This window comes from Pseudomonas sp. Pseusp9 (genome assembly GCF_059491265.1).
The window spans coordinates 752,784-772,129 of record NZ_CP168500.1; the positions used below are offsets into that span (position 1 = coordinate 752,784).

A 19,346-nucleotide genomic window follows, 5' to 3' on the forward strand; every position below is an offset into this window, starting at 1 on the left:
CGGTGGCTCAGGTCAAACGTATCCGTCGTAACGTCAGCGGCATTATCCTGCTCGACAAGCCGCTGGGGTTTACCTCCAATGCGGCCTTGCAGAAGGTTCGCTGGTTGCTGAACGCCGAAAAGGCAGGTCATACCGGCAGTCTCGACCCCCTGGCCACCGGCGTTTTGCCGTTGTGCTTCGGCGAGGCGACCAAGTTCTCGCAATACCTGCTCGATTCCGACAAGGGTTATGAAACCCTGGCGCAGCTGGGCAAGACCACCACCACGGCGGATGCCGAAGGTGAAGTTTTGCAGGAGCGTCCGGTGACCGTTGGTCGCGCCGACATCGAAGCTGTTCTGCCGAAATTTCGCGGGCAAATCAGTCAGATACCGCCGATGTACTCGGCACTCAAGCGTGATGGACAGCCGCTGTACAAGCTGGCTCGTGCAGGCGAAGTAGTGGAGCGCGAACCGCGTTCTGTTACTATTACGCGCTTGGAATTGCTGGCTTTCGAAGGCGATACTGTGCGGCTGGCGGTGGATTGCAGCAAAGGCACCTATATCCGTACCCTGGTGGAGGATATCGGTGAGCAACTCGGTTGTGGCGCTTACGTTGCAGAACTGCGACGTACCCAGGCCGGGCCATTCACCCTGGCGCAGACGGTTACCCTGGAAGAGCTGGAAGCGGTACATGCCGAAGGCGGCAACGAAGCGGTCGATCGCTTCCTGATGCCATCGGACAGCGGCCTGCTGGATTGGCCACTGTTGCAGTTCTCGGAAGCGAGCGCGTTCTACTGGCTCAACGGCCAGCCGGTACGTGCCCCGGACGCTCCAAAGTTCGGCATGGTGCGGGTACAGGATCACAATGGTCGCTTCATCGGTATCGGTGAAGTGAGCGAAGACGGGCGTATCGCGCCACGTCGACTGATTCGGTCAGAATGACCGGACACCGGTCTGTGTAACAGCAGATCGGCGAGTGTGGCTGTTAGCAGGCACGGTCACTACTCATTTTTAGATACAGGGATTTGTCCCTGGCCTGTTGAAACTGTTTTTCTGAAACAGTTTCCTGATAAAAGGATTGCCTCATGGCTCTCGACGTTCAAGAAAAAGCTCAAATCGTTGCTGACTACCAGCAAGCCGTTGGTGACACTGGTTCGCCAGAAGTGCAAGTTGCACTGCTGACCGCCAACATCAACAAACTGCAAGGTCACTTCAAGGCCAACGGTAAAGACCACCACTCCCGTCGTGGTCTGATCCGCATGGTTAACCAGCGTCGTAAGCTGCTGGACTACCTGAAAGGCAAGGACGTGAGCCGTTACAGCGCTCTGATCGCTCGCCTGGGTCTGCGTCGCTAATAAGCGATTGCGCTAGAGGTTGGTTGTCTGTCGTGCGTCAGCGGGTTTCCGCCAGCGCATGGCAGGCTTCCAGCCTCAAGTTTTATCTGGATACCTGCTTTACCTGTGTGTACACCCCGGACAACCGGTCGGGCCGATTCCCGGCGTTGCCCAAGAATTTCGCAAGAAACCAGTTCCCCCAAGAGCCACAAAGAAGGTAGGACACCGTGAACCCGGTAATCAAAAAATTCCAGTTCGGTCAGTCGACCGTTACCCTCGAGACTGGCCGTATCGCCCGTCAGGCCTCCGGCGCAGTATTGGTCACCGTTGACGACGACGTCAGCGTATTGGTGACCGTAGTCGGTGCCAAGCAAGCCGATCCAGGCAAGGGCTTCTTCCCTCTGTCTGTTCACTACCAGGAAAAGACTTACGCTGCCGGCAAGATCCCTGGCGGTTTCTTCAAGCGCGAAGGCCGTCCTTCCGAGAAAGAAACCCTGACTTCCCGACTGATCGACCGTCCGATCCGTCCGCTGTTCCCTGAAGGCTTCATGAACGAAGTGCAGGTTGTCTGCACCGTCGTGTCCACCAGCAAGAAGACCGATCCGGACATCGCTGCGATGATCGGTACCTCGGCTGCCCTGGCCATCTCCGGCATTCCTTTCGATGGCCCGATCGGCGCTGCCCGTGTTGCGTTCCACGAAAGCACCGGCTACCTGCTGAACCCGACTTACGAGCAACTGGCTGCTTCGAGCCTGGACATGGTCGTTGCCGGTACTTCGGAAGCCGTTCTGATGGTTGAATCGGAAGCCAAAGAGCTGACCGAAGACCAGATGCTGGGCGCCGTACTGTTCGCCCACGACGAGTTCCAGGCCGTGATCCAGGCCGTCAAGGAGCTGGCTGCAGAAGCTGCCAAGCCAACCTGGACCTGGGCTCCACAAGCCGAAGCCACCGAACTGCTGGGCGCCATCCGTGCCGAGTTCGGCGAAGCGATCTCCCAGGCTTACACCATCACCGTCAAGGCCGACCGTTACGCTCGCCTGGGTGAGTTGAAGGATCAGGTCGTTGCCAAGCTGTCCGGTGAAGAAGGCCAGCCTTCCGCTGCTGACGTCAAAGCGGCCTTCGGCGAAATCGAATACCGCACCGTTCGCGAAAACATCGTAAACGGCAAGCCACGTATCGACGGTCGCGACACTCGCACCGTGCGTCCGCTGAACATCGAAGTCGGTGTTCTGCCAAAAACCCACGGTTCGGCCCTGTTCACCCGTGGCGAAACCCAGGCTCTGGTAGTCGCGACGCTGGGCACCGCCCGTGACGCACAGCTGCTGGACACCCTGGAAGGCGAGAAAAAAGACCCGTTCATGCTGCACTACAACTTCCCTCCGTTCTCGGTGGGCGAGTGTGGTCGCATGGGTGGCGCCGGTCGTCGCGAAATCGGTCACGGCCGTCTGGCCCGTCGTTCGGTTCAGGCCATGCTGCCTGCCGCTGACGTGTTCCCGTACACCATCCGTGTCGTGTCGGAAATCACCGAATCCAACGGTTCGAGCTCGATGGCTTCCGTTTGCGGTGCTTCCCTGGCCCTGATGGACGCTGGTGTACCGATGAAGGCACCCGTTGCCGGTATCGCCATGGGCCTGGTTAAAGAAGGCGAGAAATTCGCCGTCCTGACCGACATCCTGGGTGACGAAGACCACCTGGGCGACATGGACTTCAAGGTAGCCGGTACCGCCAAAGGCGTCACCGCGCTGCAGATGGACATCAAGATCAAGGGCATCACCGAAGAGATCATGGAAATCGCTCTGGGCCAAGCCCTGGAAGCGCGCCTGAACATCCTCGGCCAGATGAACCAGATCATTGGCCAGTCGCGTACCGAACTGTCGGCCAACGCTCCGACCATGATCGCGATGAAAATCGACACCGACAAAATCCGTGATGTCATCGGTAAAGGCGGCGCGACCATTCGTGCGATCTGCGAAGAGACCAAGGCTTCGATCGACATCGAAGACGACGGTTCGATCAAGATCTTCGGCGAAACCAAGGAAGCGGCTGAAGCAGCACGCCAGCGCGTTCTGGGTATCACCGCTGAAGCCGAAATCGGCAAGATCTACGTGGGCAAGGTTGAGCGCATCGTCGACTTCGGCGCATTCGTCAACATCCTGCCAGGCAAGGACGGTCTGGTTCACATCTCGATGCTGAGCGATGCTCGCGTTGAGAAAGTGACCGATATCCTGAAAGAAGGCCAGGAAGTGGAAGTACTGGTACTGGACGTGGACAACCGCGGCCGTATCAAGCTGTCCATCAAGGACGTGGCAGCGGCCAAGGCTTCGGGCGTTTAATCACGCCCCACGCCTGACTGCTTCAACGTTGTAAAAAATGCCCTGCCGTGAAAACGGTGGGGCATTTTTTTGTCTGTGGATAACAGAGTTGATTGGCGACATTGCCGGAGCCGAAACTCAGTGCTAGGTTTAGCCCACAGCCCGTGTAGCTCAGCCGGTAGAGCAGCGCACTCGTAACGCGAAGGTCGCAGGTTCGATTCCTGTCTCGGGCACCAGATCCCCTCGGTTATTTCACCTTTCTGCTCAAGTCCTCGACGGCTTGAGCCGGAACCGCTGCTGCGTTTCAGCTCACCGACGCTGAACTCGCTTCTGACCAGCACGCCTCTGCCGTAGTCATTGTGGATGACGGTGAGTTTGTCTCCGGAGGACGAGTCGCTGTTGCTCATGATGACTCGGGATATGAATTTATGTTCCAGGCGCCATCAACACATCGTGTGCACAACTTTTTGCAGGGAGATGCAAAGAGTCGTGTAAATCGTCCGACAAACATCCTATATTCGGAGCCTGCATGAGCTTCGCCCAGCAGTTTTCAGATGATCCCGAATGGTTCTGAAGGCCAGACAGACCGGACTACAAGCGGTTCTTCTGCGTCAGAGAGATCCTTGATGATCCAGATCCATCTTCCATTCCCCAGATCAGCGAGAACAACATGACCGCTAAAGAGATAACCCAGGAAGCGCGGCACGAAGAAGCCCTCAAGAAGTACGTGCTGGATGCTCCCGAACTGATGGACGAGATCAAGGACTTGAGTCCCGATGATCAGAAGGACCAGATCCAGTGGGCGTTCGAGGATGAAGCCGAAGCCCAGGGCTTGCAGCCGTGGGAATTGACACTCAAGTACACCTCCACCCCGGAAGAGTACGAGACTGAGCGCCTGAAGCTGCATAAAGAAGCAGCCGAAGTGCTGGGCGTCGAGTGGGAAGAGTACTGCGAGATGAACAATCTGGTGGTTTGACACTCATGTAGGAGTGAGCTTGCTCGCGATGGACTAAAGAACGACGCGTGCATCCAGGAAACACGCGTCATCGTTAACGACCATCGCGAGCAAGCTCGCTCCTACAGTTTGGCAACTCACATACGTGTGATCAGAGATTCAGGCGCATCGACAGATCGACCGCCTTCACATCCTTGGTCATTGCTCCGATCGAAATGTAATCCACTCCGGTCTGTGCAATCGGCAGCAATGTGCTTTCGTTGATCCCGCCGCTGGCCTCCAGTTTGGCCTTGCCGGCATTCAGGCGCACGGCTTCGCGCATATCGTCCAGGCTCAGTTCGTCGAGCATGATGATGTCGGCACCGGCTGCCAGTGCTTCTTTCAGTTCATCCAGGCTTTCCACTTCAATCTCGACCGGTTTGCCCGGGGCGATCTTGTGTGCGGCGGCAATCGCCTGCGCGATGCCGCCGCTGGCGGCGATGTGGTTTTCCTTGATCAGGAAGGCGTCATACAGGCCGATGCGGTGGTTGTGGCAACCGCCGCAGGTCACTGCGTACTTTTGCGCCAGGCGCAGCCCCGGCAGCGTTTTGCGGGTGTCGAGCAGCTTGACCTGGGTTTCGGCCACGAAGTCTGCCAGGTATTGCGCGCGGGTCGCCACGCCGGAGAGCAATTGCAGGAAGTTCAGGGCGCTGCGTTCGCCGGTCAGCAGTGAGCGCGCAGGGCCTTCGAGGTGGAACAGCACCTGATTGGGCGTCACCCGTTCACCGTCGGCAACTTGCCAGTGCACCGCCACCCGTGGGTCCAGTTGCCGAAACACGGTATCTACCCAGGCGGTGCCGCTGATCACGGCTGCGTCGCGGGTAATGATGGTGGCTTTGGCCAGACGTTCGGCCGGGATCAACTGCGCGGTGATGTCGCCGCTGCCGATGTCTTCACGCAACGCACGGCGCACGTTGGCTTCGATTTCGGCGGTCAGATCGGCGAGACGTAGATTCGGCATAACGGACTCCACAAACAAAGTGGCTCGATTATAGAACCATGTCAGCGACCAACCCAAGGCATCAGCGCGTTACGATGGCGCTGGTGTCTGCATTTGGTCGAATCTCTGACATTGTCGGCGTTGGCCGTCGATTCCGCACAAACGCCAGTTTGAGATCGGCAACCTCCAGCGCCTCAATCGCGGCAAGTGATCGCGCCCCGATGGATTATCGCGGCATACTGTGTCAACACAGTCGACGTTGAAGGAGTCGGTATGCAGTTGGACCCCGCGAGCGGTTGGTGTCAGGGTGTGCGTTTATGCCCTTCGCCCAACTTCAATGCGCGCCCCGAGGGCGAGATTTCCCTGCTGGTGATCCACAACATCAGTCTGCCGCCCGCGCAATTTCTGACCGGCAAGGTGCAGGAGTTTTTCCAGAATCGTCTGGATGTCACGGAACATCCCTACTTTGAAGGGATCGCCGACCTGCGGGTGTCTGCGCACTTTCTGATAGAACGTGACGGTACCGTCACTCAGTTTGTCTCTTGTCTTGAGCGCGCCTGGCACGCCGGCGTCTCGTGTTTCGAGGGGCGGGAAACCTGTAACGATTTTTCCGTGGGCATCGAGCTCGAAGGCACGGATGATCTGCCGTTCACCGACGCGCAATACGGCGCGTTGACGGCCCTGACCCGCCAGTTGCAGCAGGCGTTCACGGCGATCACCACAGAGCGCATCTGCGGGCATAGCGACATTGCACCCGGGCGCAAAACCGATCCGGGGCCGGCGTTCGACTGGGCACGCTATCGGGCCGCACTGGCACAAGAGGAAGGGAAATGAGTTTTCTGGTGTTGCTGTTGGCGGTATGGATCGAGAAGTTCTCGGCCCTGCGCCATCGCGTTCAGCGCGACAGTGGATGGACACACAAGCTGAACAGGCTTGAGGTCAGCCCGCGGCTTTCGGACCGGCCATGGCTGGTGTTGTCGGTACTGGTCTTGTTGCCGGTGACGTTGCTGGGTTTGCTGCTGGTCGTCATCGAGCCGGTAGCCTACGGGTTGCTGGCATTGCCGATCCATTTGCTGGTCGTGATCTATAGTCTGGGGCGCGGCGATCTGCTGGGCGATCTCGGACCGTTCCGCGATGCCTGGCGTCGGGAGGACCTGCAAGCCGCAGCCCATGTCGCCAAGCGCGACCTGGATATCTGCGCAGACAGTGGCGAACAACTGCTGGAGCGGGTCGAAGGGCATTTGCTGTGGGAGGCGTACCAGAGCTTCTTCGCGGTGATTTTCTGGTACTTCCTGCTGGGGCCGGTCGCGGCGCTGAGCTATCGTCTGCTGGCGCTGGCCGAGGAGCACGGGAAAACCCCGGCGGTGGTCGAGCGCGCCGGGCAACTGCGTCACGCTTTCGACTGGGTGCCGGTGCGTCTGCTGGCGGCGAGCCTGGCGTTGGTCGGCAATTTTGTCGCGGTCAGTCGGGTCATGTTGCATGAGCTGCTGAACTGGAACATCAGCGCCGCGCAATTGATCGAGAAAGTCGGGCTGGTGGCCGGAGAAATCCCGGCACCGGTGGCCGGCGCAGAAGGTATCAACAACCTGGACCGCATCTGGGAGCTGCTGCTGCGTGCCGCGGTGCTCTGGTATGCCGGGTTTGCGCTGTGGACGGTCCTGTCTTAGCGCAGTAGTCAGAGCATGCCCCCTCACCACAGGGCGATCACTTTTCCGAAGTGCGTCGCCCTGTCGTTAACCTTAAGTTACAAAACCTCCTGCCGATTTAAGTTATACAGAGATAGCGCCGAATAGTGGCTATCTGCTCTCGGTCTGCGCCTGCCAATAAAAAAAATAAGAAATCGAAGGGAGACATCCAGTGAAGAGCTTGCTCTATCCCGCTGTCGCACTGATGAACCGCCTGAGCTTCGGCATGAAGTTCAGTCTGATCAGCGTATTGTTCCTGGTGCCGATGCTGGTGACCAACTTCTATCTGGTGCGTGACTCCTACCGTGAATTCCAGGGCACGCAAATCGAACTGCAAAGTCTCGACCTGTTGGGCAGCAGCCTGACGTTACGGCGCGATCTGGAAACCTTGAACAATCTGGTGCAGATCAATGTCAGCCTCGGTCAATCCGGCAAGGCCGGCAATGTCGAATCGAAAATCAGCACCCTTGAGCAAAGTATTCTGACTCGTCTGCAAGGGCTGACGGCGATGACCAGCGACCCGGAGCAGGTCGCGGTGTTTGATGGCAAGCGCGATGAAATGGTCGCCGCCTTCAAGGCCCAGCAATCGGAAACCTCCCTGCAAAGCAAAAGCGCCTTGATCGGCAAGCTGGTGGGTAGCGCGCAGGTTTTCAGCCAGCTCATCACCAGCCAGGCCGGCCTCAGTCGCGACAACCAGAGCGACATGCGCCAGTTGAGCGAACTCGTCACCCTCGTCACGCCACGAGTCACCCAACTCCTGGGCGAGGGGCGGGCAATGGGTTCTTACTCATTGGGGCAGGGGTTCATCAACTCGGCGTCGAGCACCCGTTTCGATGAATTGCTGGCGCAGATTGAAAAGCTCCAGGCCGAATATGGCCTGAAGTTGCAGGATGCCCTGGGTTCCAGCAAAGCCGCACGCGATTCCTTGGCCGTTCAGGCCGATAGCAGTCGGGCATCCTTGAAGAAGGCCAGCGAGCTGTTCGAAGAACAAGTGGTCATGGCCGACACCCTCGATGCGCCGTGGCAGGGTTTTTACGACCAGGTCAGCACCCTGATGGACCAGACTTACCAGCTTAACGAAGCAACCCTGAAGTATCTGGGCCCGCAGTTGCAGCAACGCCTGGAACAGAACCGCACACACATGGTCTTGCAGGCGGTGGCGTTATCAGTGGTGTTCGTGTTGATCTTTTATCTCTACGGCGCTTTCTATGCCTCGACCCGCACCACGCTCAAGCGCCTGGGGGCGGTGATGGATAAGGTCGCAGCGGGGGACATGACGGTGACCTTCAGCGCCCACAGCCGCGATGAGCTGGGCGAGTTGGGCGAGGTGTTCAATGGCACGGTGAAAAAAATCCATGACCTGATCGAGCGGGTGGGGCAGACCGTCAGTGAAGTCGAGCGTCAGGCCGGGCAAGTGCAAAACGTTTCCGCGCAAAGCAACCAGGCCGTTGCCGGGCAGCGCACGCAGATCGAACAGGTGGCCACGGCCATGAACCAGATGTCGGCCACTTCCCAGGAAGTGGCGCGCAGTGCCGCGGCGGCGGTGAGCAGTGCCCACAGTGTCAACGATGAGACCATCAGTGGTCGCGGTCTGGTGGAGTCGCAGCAAGGCAGCATTGCCGCGCTGGCCAGCGAGATCGATCAATCGGTGCTGGTGATCAATCAACTGGCCAGCGACAGCCAGTCCATCAGCCGCGTGCTCGAAGTGATCAAGAGCATCGCCGAGCAGACCAACCTGCTGGCGCTCAATGCCGCCATCGAGGCAGCGCGGGCCGGCGAGCAGGGCCGTGGATTTGCCGTAGTGGCCGATGAAGTCCGGACCCTGGCCAAACGAACCCAGCAATCGACCGAAGAAATCGAGCAGATGATCGCCAAGCTCCATGGCGGTGTCGGTGCGGCGGTCAAGGCCATGGGTACCAGCCATGAAATGGCCAATGGCACGGTGGGGCAGTCGGAGAAGGTCCAGCGGGCGCTGGAAAACATTCTGGGAGCGGTCGGCATGATCGTCGACCAGAACCAGCAGATTGCCGCCGCAGTGGAGCAGCAAACGGCCGTGGCCCACGATATCGACCAGAACATTGTCGAGATCAATCGCGCCGGCGAGCGCACCGCTGAAGGCGCACATCAGACCGAAGATGCCAGCCGGGCATTGTCGGCTCAGGTCGTGGAGTTGAAACAGTTGATCGGTGCATTTCGCGTCTGAAAAACTGCTCGCAAACCCTGTAGGACCAAGTCCTGCAGGGTTGATGTACTGTCGGAAAGTTTCGTAATACTTTTTTCCTTTTCAGGTGGGGATTTTCCTGATTCTCTCCGTGCGCTGGTATTTGCATTTCAATCAAGGAAGATTTACCCGGCTAACTGCAAGGAGGAAGCCCGCTTATGTCTGTTGCGACAACAGGAGTCCAGGGGCGTTGCGCGCATTGTCAACGCACATTGCTGCTGCAACCCTGGCAACTCAATGCCATTGCGATCAATGAAGCGTTTGCCTGTGCCCACTGCCAGAAACACGTTCAGTTACGTTGCCCGGAACAGATCAAGCGCTTCAAGTCGCTCGACTCTTTTTCGCTGTTGCGCGCCAGCCTGCGGATGATGGTCTGCACCGCCTTGCTGGTGGCGCTGGTGATGGAGTGGCTGGGGATGCTCAGCGTCATCGAACAGCTGAATGCTTCGCTGATTGCCATATTCGTGTATTTCGCGGCGATCCGTTACTTCCGCAGGCGCCAGCACCTGACGCTGATCCTGGAAGCCGCCAGGGCTCACGCCGACTGATTACCAGCCGAACACTTCGCAGCTGTTGACGGTGCTGGCAGCCGCCAGTTGTTCCGGGCTGATTGCCATCCATTGCGCCAGTGCCGCGCAGATCGCCGGCAAGTGTGCCGGGCTGTTGCGCTGGCCGGGGAACATGGCGGGTGCCATGTCCGGCGAATCGGTTTCCAGCACCACCGAATCCAGCGGCAACTGCGCCAGCACGCGGTGCATGCGCAGGGCCTGGGGCCAGGTCGGGGCGCCGCCAAGGCCGAGCTTGAAACCGAGCTTGATGTATTCGCGGGCCTCTTCCTGGCTGCCGGCGAAGGCGTGGATGATGCCGGCCCGTTTCAGGCGAAACCGTTTGAGCGTGGCAATCACCGCGGCATGGCTGCGGCGCACATGGATCAATGGTGGCAGAACGAAATCCGCCGCCAGTTGCAATTGCGCTTCGAACAACGCCTGCTGACGGTCGCGGTCCAGGGTTTCGATGAAGTAGTCCAGGCCGATCTCGCCCACCGCGCACAGTTGCCGATGGCCGGCCAGGCGTGTCAGCCAGTCACCGAGTTCGCTCAGGTGTTGCGGGCGATGATCGTCCAGGTACACCGGATGCAAACCGAACGCGGCGTGCAGGTCGGGGTCACTTTGCACCAGCTCCCAGACTCGCTGCCAATTGGCCTGATAAACCCCCAGCACCACGATCCGCCGCACCCCGAGGGCGCGGCTGTCGGCCAGCAGTGCCTGGCGGTCGGCGTCGAAGTCCGGAAAATCCAGATGGGTGTGGGTGTCGATCAGCTCCACGGTTCAATCCTGGCGAATACGCTGCTTGAACGTCCGTGCGATGGCCTGCACGCCGGGCCGGTAATCCGACTGCTCGATGGCGGCCAGGGCCAGCGCCAGGGCCTTGTCGGCGATCAGCTGGTGTTGCTGGGCCATGGCGTTGACCGGTAGCGGCAGGAAGTCCAGTAACTGGGTGTCGCCGAACGTGCCGAGGCGTAGTGGACGGTTTTTCAGCGGGAAGTCGTGCAGCGCATCGAACACGCCCTGAAGCAGCACGTAGGATGTGGTTACCAGGGCTTCGGGCAAATGGCCAAGACGCTGCAGCAACTCTTCCATCAATTGTTTACCGCACTCGCGGCTGAAGGAATCACCTTCTTCGATCAGCACCTCACCGTTGAACCCGGTGAGGGCCTCTTTGAAGCCAGCGGCACGTTCCCGGCTGATGCTCAGCTCCGGGCGGGCGCCGATCAGCGCGATCTGCCTGGGCAGCGGCTCCAGCAGGCTGCGGGTCAGTTGCAGGCTGGCCTCGCGGTCGTCGCTGATCACCGAACAGAAGTGCTCGGGCTCCATGACCCGGTCGATGGCGATGATCGGGATGCCCTTGGCCTGCAATTGGCGATAGCTGTCGTCGCCGGCCGGCAGGCAGCTGGCAACGATCAGTGCGTCGCAGCGCCGGGCGCGGAACAGTTGCAGCAATTGCCGTTCGCTGTCCGGTGCATCGTCGGAGCTGGCGATCAGCAACTGATAACCCCGGGCTCGCGCGCCTTGCTCCAGCAACTTGGCGATTCGCGCGTAACTGGGGTTTTCCAGATCCGGCAGAATGAACCCCAATGTGCGCGTGTGTCGGCTGCGCAAACCGGCGGCCTGTGGATTGGGCGTGAAGCCATGTTGTTCGACGACCGCGCGCACGCGTTCGACGGTGGCGCTGCTGATGCGCTGTTGTTCGGCCTTGCCATTGATGACATAGCTGGCGGTGGTGACAGACACACCGGCCAACTGGGCGATATCACTGAGTTTCAACCCGCTGTTTCCTTGTTTTTTCGAGATTGCCTCGACATTTTCGTCAATCCTAACCGATTAAGGCAGGCGACCATTGTTGCAACGCATCCGACAAGTTGAGCTTCAAGGATGGGACATTATCGAGTAACGTGCCATTCAATCTAGATTAAACGTTTCAGCAGGCGTATTTTCTACGTTATAGGTGCCTTTGGCCGGTTCTGCCGTGAAACCGCCAAAATGACGACCAAGCACCTGAGCTGGTTCAATCAAAACAATACCTGGCGCCTCAATGCGCCAAAAGGAGAAAGCATGCTCGAGCTCACTGTAGAGCAGATTTCCATGGGCCAGTCGGCCGTGGATAAATCCGCAGCCCTGCAATTGCTGGCCCGGCATCTGGTTGCCGATGGCCTGGTGGCCGAGGGGTATCTCGCCGGCTTGCAGGCGCGGGAAGCCCAGGGCTCGACCTTTCTCGGTCAAGGTATTGCCATCCCCCACGGTACGCCCGAAACCCGCGACCTGGTGTTCACCACCGGTGTGCGCCTGATGCAGTTCCCTGACGGTGTGGACTGGGGCGACGGTCATATCGTTTACCTGGCGATCGGTATCGCCGCCAAATCCGATGAGCATCTGCGCCTGTTGCAATTGCTGACCCGCGCTCTCGGCGAGACTGATCTGGGCCAGGCCCTGCGTCGCGCCGGTTCCGCCGAGGCATTGCTGAAGTTGCTGCAAGGCGCGCCCCAGGAGCTGGCGCTGGATGCGCAGATGATCGGCCTCGGTGTAGCGGCCGAAGATTTCGAGGAGCTGGTCTGGCGCGGTGCACGTTTGTTGCGCCAGGCCGACTGTGTGAGCAATGGTTTCTCCGCCGTGCTGCAACAGGTTGAAGCGTTGCCGTTGGGCGATGGCCTGTGGTGGCTTCACAGCGAACAAACGGTGAAGCGCCCCGGCCTGGCCTTCGTTACTCCGGACAAACCGCTGCGTTATCTCGGCCAGCCGCTCAATGGCCTGTTTTGCCTGGCCAGCCTCGGTGAGGCCCACCAAGCCCTGCTCGAGCGCCTGTGCGCGTTGTTGATCGAAGGGCGCGGCCATGAGTTGGGGCGCGCCACCAGCAGCCGCAAAGTCCTCGAAGTGCTCGGTGGTGAAGTGCCCGCCGACTGGCCCAGCGCGCGAATTGCACTGGCCAACGCCCATGGTTTGCATGCGCGGCCGGCGAAAATCCTCGCGCAATTGGCAAAGAGTTTTGAAGGAGACATCCGCGTGCGGATCGTCGATGGTCACGACAGCGCGGTGTCGGTAAAGAGCTTGAGCAAGTTGCTCAGCCTCGGCGCCCGTCGGGGACAGGTCCTGGAGTTCATCGCCGAGCCAGGCATTGCCGCCGATGCATTGCCGGCCTTGTTGGCCGCCATCGAGGAAGGCCTCGGTGAGGAAATCGAACCGCTGCCACCGGTAAGCCAGGTGCGCGAAGTCATTGCCGATGTGGCCGAAGTGGTCCTCGCTCCGGTGTCGGGTAGCGTGGTTCAGGCGATTGCCGCTGCGCCGGGGATCGCCATCGGGCCGGCCCATATTCAGGTGCTGCAATCCATCGACTACCCGTTGCGCGGTGAGTCCGCCGCCATGGAGCGTGAACGTCTGCAGCACGCTCTGGCGCAGGTACGCGGCGACATTCAGGGCTTGATCGAGCGCAGCAAAAGCAAAGCCATTCGCGAAATCTTCATCACCCACCAAGAGATGCTCGACGACCCCGAACTGACCGATGAGGTCGATACGCGCCTCAAGCAGGGCGAAAGCGCCGAGGCGGCGTGGATGGCTGTGATTGAAGCGGCGGCCCGACAGCAGGAAGCGTTGCAGGATGCCTTGCTCGCCGAGCGCGCAGCCGACTTGCGCGACATCGGGCGTCGGGTGTTGATGCAGCTCAGCGGCATCGAAACCCCGAGCGAGCCGGATCAACCGTACATTCTGGTGATGGACGAGGTCGGCCCGTCCGATGTCGCGCGTCTTGATCCGGCTCGCGTGGCGGGGATTCTCACCGCCCGGGGTGGCGCTACGGCGCACAGTGCGATTGTTGCCCGGGCGCTGGGCATCCCGGCACTGGTCGGCGCCGGTCCCGGCGTGTTGCTGCTGGCAGCGGGTACGCCGTTGCTGCTCGATGGCCAGCGTGGTCGTCTGCATGTGGACGCTGACGCGGCAACCTTGCAGCGTGCCACGGCCGAACGTGATACCCGTGAGGAGCGCTTGAAGGCAGCCGCCGAACAGCGTCACCAACCGGCATTGACCACCGATGGTCACGCCGTCGAAGTGTTCGCCAATCTCGGTGAAAGCGCCGGCGTGGCGGGCGCGGTGGAGCAGGGCGCCGAAGGCATTGGCCTGTTGCGCACAGAACTGATCTTCATGGCCCACCCGCAAGCGCCCGACGAGGCCACCCAGGAAGCCGAGTACCGCCGTGTCCTCGACGGTCTGGCCGGGCGACCGCTGGTGGTGCGCACCCTTGATGTCGGTGGCGACAAGCCGCTGCCTTATTGGCCGATCGCGAAGGAAGAAAACCCGTTCCTCGGCGTGCGCGGTATCCGCCTGACCCTGCAGCGCCCGCAGATCATGGAAGCGCAGTTGCGCGCCTTGCTGCGCGCGGCCGACAACCGGCCACTGCGGATCATGTTCCCGATGGTGGGCAGCGTTGACGAGTGGCGCCAGGCCCGTGACATGACCGAACGTCTGCGTCAGGAAATTCCGGTTGCCGATCTGCAACTGGGGATCATGATTGAAGTGCCGTCGGCGGCATTGCTGGCGCCGGTGCTGGCCAGGGAGGTCGACTTTTTCAGCGTCGGCACCAACGACCTGACGCAATACACCCTGGCCATCGACCGTGGCCATCCGACGCTTTCGGCCCAGGCCGACGGCTTGCATCCGGCGGTGCTGCAACTGATTGACATCACCGTGCGCGCGGCCCATGCCCACGGCAAATGGGTCGGTGTGTGCGGCGAACTGGCGGCCGACCCGCTGGCGGTGCCGGTACTGGTCGGCCTTGGCGTGGACGAACTCAGCGTCGGGGCGCGCAGCATTGCCGAGGTCAAGGCGCGAGTTCGCGAACTGGGCTTCACTCAGACTCAAACCCTTGCCCGACAGGCCCTGGCCGTGGGCAGCGCCAATGAAGTGCGCGCACTCGTGGAGGCCCTGTAATGGCCCGGATTCTCACCCTGACCCTCAACCCTGCGCTGGACCTGACCGTCCAGTTACCGCGCCTTGAAGCCGGCCAGGTCAACCGCAGCGATGCGATGCACACCCACGCCGCCGGTAAAGGCGTCAACGTGGCGCAAGTGCTGGCGGACCTCGGGCATCAGTTGACCGTCAGTGGCTTTCTTGGCGAGGACAATCTGCAAGCGTTTGAAACGCTGTTCGCCAGGCGCGGTTTTGTCGATGCCTTCATCCGTGTTCCAGGTGAGACGCGCAGCAACATCAAACTGGCGGAAAGCGACGGCCGCATCACCGACATCAACGGGCCGGGGCCGCAGGTCAGTGAGGCGGCGCAGCAGGCCTTGCTGGAGCGGCTGGAGCAGATCGCGCCGGGACACGATGCGGTGGTGGTCGCCGGCAGTTTGCCGTTGGGCGTCAGCGCGCAGTGGTTGCAGGCGTTGATCGTGCGCTTGAAGAACCTGGGGCTGAACGTCGCCCTCGATACCAGCGGGGAAGCGTTGCGTGCAGCGCTGAACGCGGGACCGTGGCTGATCAAACCCAACACCGAGGAGCTGGCCGAGGTGCTGGGCTGCGAGGTCGTGTCGGTCAGCGCCCAGGCCATAGCGGCAGAGCGTTTGCACGCCCAGGGCATCGAGCATGTGGTGATCTCCCACGGTGCCGAAGGCGTGAACTGGTTCAGTGTCGGCTCGGCATTGCATGCCACGCCACCCAGGGTCAGCGTCGCCAGCACGGTGGGGGCGGGCGATTCGTTGCTGGCGGGGATGCTCCACGGTTTGCTCAGTGCCGATACGCCGGAGCAAACCTTGCGCACTGCCACGGCGATTGCTGCGATGGCAGTGACCCAGATCGGTTTCGGCATTGGCGATGCAGCGCAACTGGCGCAGCTTGAACAGGGTGTGCGCGTGCGTCCCCTGACAGAACAATAAGAGGGTTTGTCATGAAGTTAGCCATCGTTACGGCCTGCCCGAACGGCATGGTCACCAGTGTGCTGTGTGCCCGGTTGCTAGACGCCGCGGCCCAGCGTCAGGGCTGGAGCACCAGTGTCGAAATCAGCGATGCCGCACATCCCGAAAAACAACTGTCGGCGGCCACCCTCGACGCGGCCGAGTGGGTGCTGCTGGTGACCAGCGCACCCGTGGATATGTCGCGGTTTGTCGGTAAGCGGCTGTTCCAGAGCACCCCGGCCCAGGCCCTGCAAGATGTGGAAGCCGTGCTGCGGCGTGGTGCGCAGGACGCTCAGGTTTACGCCGCTGAAGAAGCGGTCGTCGAACCTGTGGCGGTTGCCCAGGACTCGCCGCGACTGGTGGCCGTCACCGCGTGCCCGACGGGCGTAGCCCACACGTTCATGGCCGCTGAAGCCTTGCAGCAAGCGGCCAAGCGCCTGGGCTATGACCTGCAGGTGGAGACCCAGGGCTCGGTCGGTGCGCGCAATCCATTGAGCGCGCAAGCGATTGCCGAGGCCGATGTGGTGCTGCTGGCAGCCGATATCGAAGTCGCCACCGAGCGTTTCGCCGGCAAGAAAATCTATCGCTGTGGCACTGGTATTGCCCTCAAGCAAGCGGAAGCGACCTTGAACAAGGCCTTGGCCGAAGGTCAGCAGGAAAGCGCTGCGGGCGCAGCCAAGACAACGGCCAAACAGGAAAAGACCGGTGTCTACAAACACCTGCTGACTGGCGTGTCGTTCATGCTGCCGATGGTGGTGGCCGGCGGCCTGATGATCGCCTTGTCGTTCGTGTTCGGCATCACCGCGTTCAAGGAACAGGGCACACTGGCGGCGGCGTTGATGCAGATCGGTGGCGACACAGCATTCAAACTGATGGTGCCGCTGCTGGCAGGTTATATCGCCTACTCCATCGCCGACCGTCCGGGCCTCGCTCCAGGGATGATCGGCGGTCTGCTGGCAAGTACCCTGGGCGCCGGTTTCATCGGCGGGATCATTGCCGGCTTCCTCGCCGGCTATGCGGCCAAGGCGATCAACCGTTATGCGCGTTTGCCGCAAAGTCTCGAGGCGCTGAAGCCGATCCTGATCATCCCGTTGCTGGCGAGCCTGTTCACCGGTCTGGTGATGATCTACGTGGTTGGCAAACCGGTGGCCGGGATGCTTTCCGGGCTCACGCATTTTCTCGACAGCATGGGCACCACCAACGCGATCCTGTTGGGTGTGCTGCTGGGCGGCATGATGTGCGTCGACCTCGGCGGGCCGATCAACAAGGCGGCCTATGCGTTCTCGGTCGGCTTGCTGGCGTCGCAGAGTTACGCGCCGATGGCAGCGACCATGGCTGCGGGCATGGTGCCGCCGATTGGCCTGGGTATCGCCACGTTCATTGCGCGGCGCAAGTTTGCCCAGACGGAGCGCGAAGCGGGCAAGGCAGCACTGGTGCTGGGGCTGTGCTTTATCTCCGAAGGGGCGATTCCGTTTGCCGCGAAAGATCCGTTGCGGGTGATTCCGGCGAGCATCGCCGGCGGTGCGCTGACCGGTGCGCTGTCGATGTATTTTGGCTGCAAACTGATGGCGCCCCACGGAGGATTGTTCGTGCTGGCGATCCCGAATGCGATCAACCATGCGCTGCTTTATTTGCTGGCGATTGTGGCGGGAAGCCTGTTGACAGCTGTGGCATATGCGCTGGTAAAACGGCCAGAGGTGGTGGAGTTGGCGGTAGAACCCGTCACCGCCTGACACCGATTCCTGTAGGAGCGAGCTCGCGATGGTCGCGAACGATAACGCGTCAAACCAGATGCCCAGCGGCGCCTATTGGTTTTTCGCGAGCGGGCTCGCTCCTGCAAGGTGGGGGATGTCATGCCGGCTTCATCCAGCCATGCTTAAGTTTTTCCTTTTTCCGGGAGAACACCATGAGCGATTTCAACCTCGGACGCCGTCGTGTCATGCAAGCGGTCGGCGCCGGCTTGCTGTTGCCAGGGCTGGCACCGGCGGTGATCGCTTCGGTCAAGGACCGGCCGCAACTCACCGACGGCGTGCAGTCCGGCGACCTGCTGGGCGACCGGGCGATCGTCTGGAGCCGCTGCGATCGCCCGGCACGGATGGTGGTGGAGTGGGATACCCGCAGCCTGTTTCCCAACCCGCGGCGATTCGTCTCGCCCCTGGCCGATGCGCGCACAGATTTCACCGCGAGGGTCGAACTCACCGGGCTGCCCGCCGACCAGGCGATTTTCTATCGAGTGCAGTTTGAAGACGCCCAGAGTGGCGTTGCCAGCGAACCCTGGTTCGGTCACCTGCGCAGCGTGCCGCAGACCCGGCGCGACCTGCGTTTTGTCTGGAGCGGCGACACCGCTGGCCAGGGCTTCGGCATCAACCCGGACATTGGCGGCATGCGCATCTACGAGGCGATGCGTCGACGCCTGCCGGATTTCTTTATCCACAGCGGCGACACCATTTACGCCGACAGCCCGATCCCGGCGCAGCTCACCACCGAAGGTGGCCGGGTGTGGCGCAACATCACCACCGAGGCCAAGAGCAAAGTCGCCGAGACCCTCGATGAGTACCGTGGCAATTACCGTTACAACCTGATGGACGAAAACATCCGCCGTTTCAACGCCGAAGTCCCGCAGATCTGGCAGTGGGACGACCACGAAGTGGTGAACAACTGGTCGCCCGGCAAGCAGCTGGATGCGCGCTACCAGAGTAAGGATATCCACAGCCTGGTGGACCGCGCACGCCAGGCCTGGCTCGAATACGCACCGATGCGCTTGCAGAGCGCCGATGGCGGTGGGCGGATCTATCGCAAGCTCGGCTACGGGCCGCTGCTTGATGTATTCGTGCTGGACATGCGCAGTTATCGTGGGGCCAATGACGATAATCTGGGTGAGGCCAAGCCGTTCCTCGGTCGTGAGCAACTGGACTGGCTCAAGCGCGAAATGCAGGCCTCGAACGCGCAATGGAAAGTGATCGCCGCCGACATGCCCATCGGCCTCGGCGTACCCGACGGTGAAGTCAGCCCCGGTGTCACGCGGTGGGAGGCGGTGGCCAACGGTGACCCCGGCCCGGCCCGGGGGCGCGAACTGGAAATCGCCGAATTGCTCGGTTTTCTGCGGGCGCGGCAGGTGCGCAATTTCCTGTTCCTGACCGCGGATGTGCATTACTGCGCAGCCCATCACTACCACCCGGATCGAGCGGCGTTCCAGGATTTCGAGCCGTTCTGGGAGTTCGTCGCCGGGCCATTGAATGCCGGCAGCTTCGGGCCTAATCCGCTGGACAGAACCTTTGGTCCTGAGGCGGTGTTCGAGAAGGCGCCGCCTGCGCAGAACGTCTCGCCGTTTGCCGGGTTTCAGTTTTTTGGCGAGGTGAATATCGATGGGCAGAGCGGGGAATTGAGTGTGGTGTTGCGTGATCTGGATGGGGTGTCTGTGTTTGAGCAGAAGCTGCAGCCGGTTTGAT

Annotated in this window: 15 protein-coding genes and 1 tRNA gene; 13 read left to right on the forward strand and 3 right to left on the reverse strand. The window is 60.9% G+C overall.

What is annotated here, in order from left to right; translation table 11 throughout:
- Positions 1 to 2: 2 nt before the first annotated feature.
- The 5 genes from truB (at position 3) to ACEN8E_RS03310 (ending at position 4,600) form a co-directional block, all read left to right on the forward strand.
- Positions 3 to 920 carry a tRNA pseudouridine(55) synthase TruB gene (truB, locus tag ACEN8E_RS03290; protein WP_495591413.1) on the forward strand — a complete coding sequence of 306 codons (918 nt, stop codon included), beginning with the start codon at positions 3 to 5 and terminating at the stop codon, positions 918 to 920.
- A gap of 143 nt (positions 921 to 1,063) precedes the next feature.
- The gene (gene rpsO / locus ACEN8E_RS03295) at positions 1,064 to 1,333 is read left to right on the forward strand and encodes a 30S ribosomal protein S15 (protein ID WP_011332409.1); all 270 of its coding nucleotides are present in this window, start codon (positions 1,064 to 1,066) and stop codon (positions 1,331 to 1,333) included.
- Positions 1,334 to 1,539: 206 nt separating this feature from the next.
- Complete coding sequence (gene pnp, locus ACEN8E_RS03300; protein WP_008018779.1) at positions 1,540 to 3,645, forward strand: polyribonucleotide nucleotidyltransferase; 2,106 nt, start codon at positions 1,540 to 1,542, stop codon at positions 3,643 to 3,645.
- 139 nt (positions 3,646 to 3,784) lie between these two features.
- Positions 3,785 to 3,860, forward strand: a tRNA-Thr gene (locus tag ACEN8E_RS03305).
- Between the two features lie 434 nt (positions 3,861 to 4,294).
- Positions 4,295 to 4,600 carry a DUF6388 family protein gene (locus ACEN8E_RS03310; RefSeq protein WP_495591414.1) on the forward strand — a complete coding sequence of 102 codons (306 nt, stop codon included), beginning with the start codon at positions 4,295 to 4,297 and terminating at the stop codon, positions 4,598 to 4,600.
- A gap of 130 nt (positions 4,601 to 4,730) precedes the next feature.
- Here the strand turns inward: ACEN8E_RS03310 and nadC are convergent, their stop codons facing one another.
- The gene (gene nadC / locus ACEN8E_RS03315; RefSeq protein WP_495591415.1) at positions 4,731 to 5,579 is read right to left on the reverse strand and encodes a carboxylating nicotinate-nucleotide diphosphorylase; all 849 of its coding nucleotides are present in this window, start codon (positions 5,577 to 5,579) and stop codon (positions 4,731 to 4,733) included.
- A 252-nt stretch (positions 5,580 to 5,831) separates the two neighbouring features.
- Here nadC and ampD point away from each other — a divergent pair, with 252 nt between their 5' ends.
- The 4 genes from ampD to ACEN8E_RS03335 all read left to right on the forward strand — a co-directional run bounded on the left by ampD (position 5,832) and on the right by ACEN8E_RS03335 (position 10,012).
- Positions 5,832 to 6,392, forward strand: a complete 561-nt coding sequence (gene ampD / locus ACEN8E_RS03320; RefSeq protein WP_495591416.1) for a 1,6-anhydro-N-acetylmuramyl-L-alanine amidase AmpD — start codon at positions 5,832 to 5,834, stop codon at positions 6,390 to 6,392.
- Complete coding sequence (ampE, locus tag ACEN8E_RS03325; RefSeq protein WP_495591417.1) at positions 6,389 to 7,225, forward strand: regulatory signaling modulator protein AmpE; 837 nt, start codon at positions 6,389 to 6,391, stop codon at positions 7,223 to 7,225. The genes ampD and ampE overlap by 4 nt, the downstream gene beginning before the upstream one ends.
- Positions 7,226 to 8,741: 1,516 nt before the next feature.
- Complete coding sequence (locus ACEN8E_RS03330; RefSeq protein WP_495593268.1) at positions 8,742 to 9,446, forward strand: methyl-accepting chemotaxis protein; 705 nt, start codon at positions 8,742 to 8,744, stop codon at positions 9,444 to 9,446.
- Positions 9,447 to 9,622: 176 nt separating this feature from the next.
- Complete coding sequence (locus ACEN8E_RS03335) at positions 9,623 to 10,012, forward strand: hypothetical protein (protein WP_495591418.1); 390 nt, start codon at positions 9,623 to 9,625, stop codon at positions 10,010 to 10,012.
- Here ACEN8E_RS03335 and ACEN8E_RS03340 read toward each other — a convergent pair whose 3' ends face one another.
- Positions 10,013 to 10,789, reverse strand: coding sequence for a TatD family hydrolase (locus ACEN8E_RS03340; RefSeq protein ID WP_495591419.1), 777 nt, complete (start codon positions 10,787 to 10,789; stop codon positions 10,013 to 10,015). It abuts the gene before it with no gap.
- Positions 10,790 to 10,792: 3 nt separating this feature from the next.
- On the reverse strand, positions 10,793 to 11,788 hold the full coding sequence (gene cra / locus ACEN8E_RS03345; RefSeq protein WP_495591420.1) for a catabolite repressor/activator: 996 nt from the start codon (positions 11,786 to 11,788) through the stop codon (positions 10,793 to 10,795).
- 288 nt (positions 11,789 to 12,076) lie between these two features.
- Here cra and ptsP point away from each other — a divergent pair, with 288 nt between their 5' ends.
- The 4 genes from ptsP to ACEN8E_RS03365 all read left to right on the forward strand — a co-directional run bounded on the left by ptsP (position 12,077) and on the right by ACEN8E_RS03365 (position 19,345).
- Entirely contained in the window at positions 12,077 to 14,938 is a 2,862-nt protein-coding gene (ptsP, locus tag ACEN8E_RS03350; protein WP_495591421.1) for a phosphoenolpyruvate--protein phosphotransferase, read from the forward strand.
- Positions 14,938 to 15,879: a 1-phosphofructokinase gene (gene pfkB / locus ACEN8E_RS03355; protein ID WP_495591422.1), complete on the forward strand. Its 942-nt coding sequence runs from the start codon at positions 14,938 to 14,940 to the stop codon at positions 15,877 to 15,879. The genes ptsP and pfkB overlap by 1 nt, the downstream gene beginning before the upstream one ends.
- Positions 15,880 to 15,890: 11 nt before the next feature.
- Positions 15,891 to 17,630, forward strand: a complete 1,740-nt coding sequence (locus ACEN8E_RS03360) for a PTS fructose-like transporter subunit IIB (RefSeq protein WP_495591423.1) — start codon at positions 15,891 to 15,893, stop codon at positions 17,628 to 17,630.
- 173 nt (positions 17,631 to 17,803) lie between these two features.
- Positions 17,804 to 19,345, forward strand: a complete 1,542-nt coding sequence (locus ACEN8E_RS03365) for an alkaline phosphatase D family protein (protein WP_495591424.1) — start codon at positions 17,804 to 17,806, stop codon at positions 19,343 to 19,345.
- The last annotated feature ends 1 nt before the right edge of the window (position 19,346 follow it).

Coding starts and splice junctions, on each gene's coding strand:
- ACEN8E_RS03330 (WP_495593268.1), top strand. CDS start 8,742: ATGTCGGCCACTTCCCAGGAAGTGGCGCGCAGTGCCGCGGCGGCGGTG.
- ACEN8E_RS03310 (WP_495591414.1), top strand. CDS start 4,295: ATGACCGCTAAAGAGATAACCCAGGAAGCGCGGCACGAAGAAGCCCTC.
- nadC (WP_495591415.1), bottom strand. CDS start 5,579: ATGCCGAATCTACGTCTCGCCGATCTGACCGCCGAAATCGAAGCCAAC.
- ACEN8E_RS03335 (WP_495591418.1), top strand. CDS start 9,623: ATGTCTGTTGCGACAACAGGAGTCCAGGGGCGTTGCGCGCATTGTCAA.
- ampD (WP_495591416.1), top strand. CDS start 5,832: ATGCAGTTGGACCCCGCGAGCGGTTGGTGTCAGGGTGTGCGTTTATGC.
- rpsO (WP_011332409.1), top strand. CDS start 1,064: ATGGCTCTCGACGTTCAAGAAAAAGCTCAAATCGTTGCTGACTACCAG.
- ACEN8E_RS03365 (WP_495591424.1), top strand. CDS start 17,804: ATGAGCGATTTCAACCTCGGACGCCGTCGTGTCATGCAAGCGGTCGGC.
- ampE (WP_495591417.1), top strand. CDS start 6,389: ATGAGTTTTCTGGTGTTGCTGTTGGCGGTATGGATCGAGAAGTTCTCG.
- pfkB (WP_495591422.1), top strand. CDS start 14,938: ATGGCCCGGATTCTCACCCTGACCCTCAACCCTGCGCTGGACCTGACC.
- ptsP (WP_495591421.1), top strand. CDS start 12,077: ATGCTCGAGCTCACTGTAGAGCAGATTTCCATGGGCCAGTCGGCCGTG.
- ACEN8E_RS03360 (WP_495591423.1), top strand. CDS start 15,891: ATGAAGTTAGCCATCGTTACGGCCTGCCCGAACGGCATGGTCACCAGT.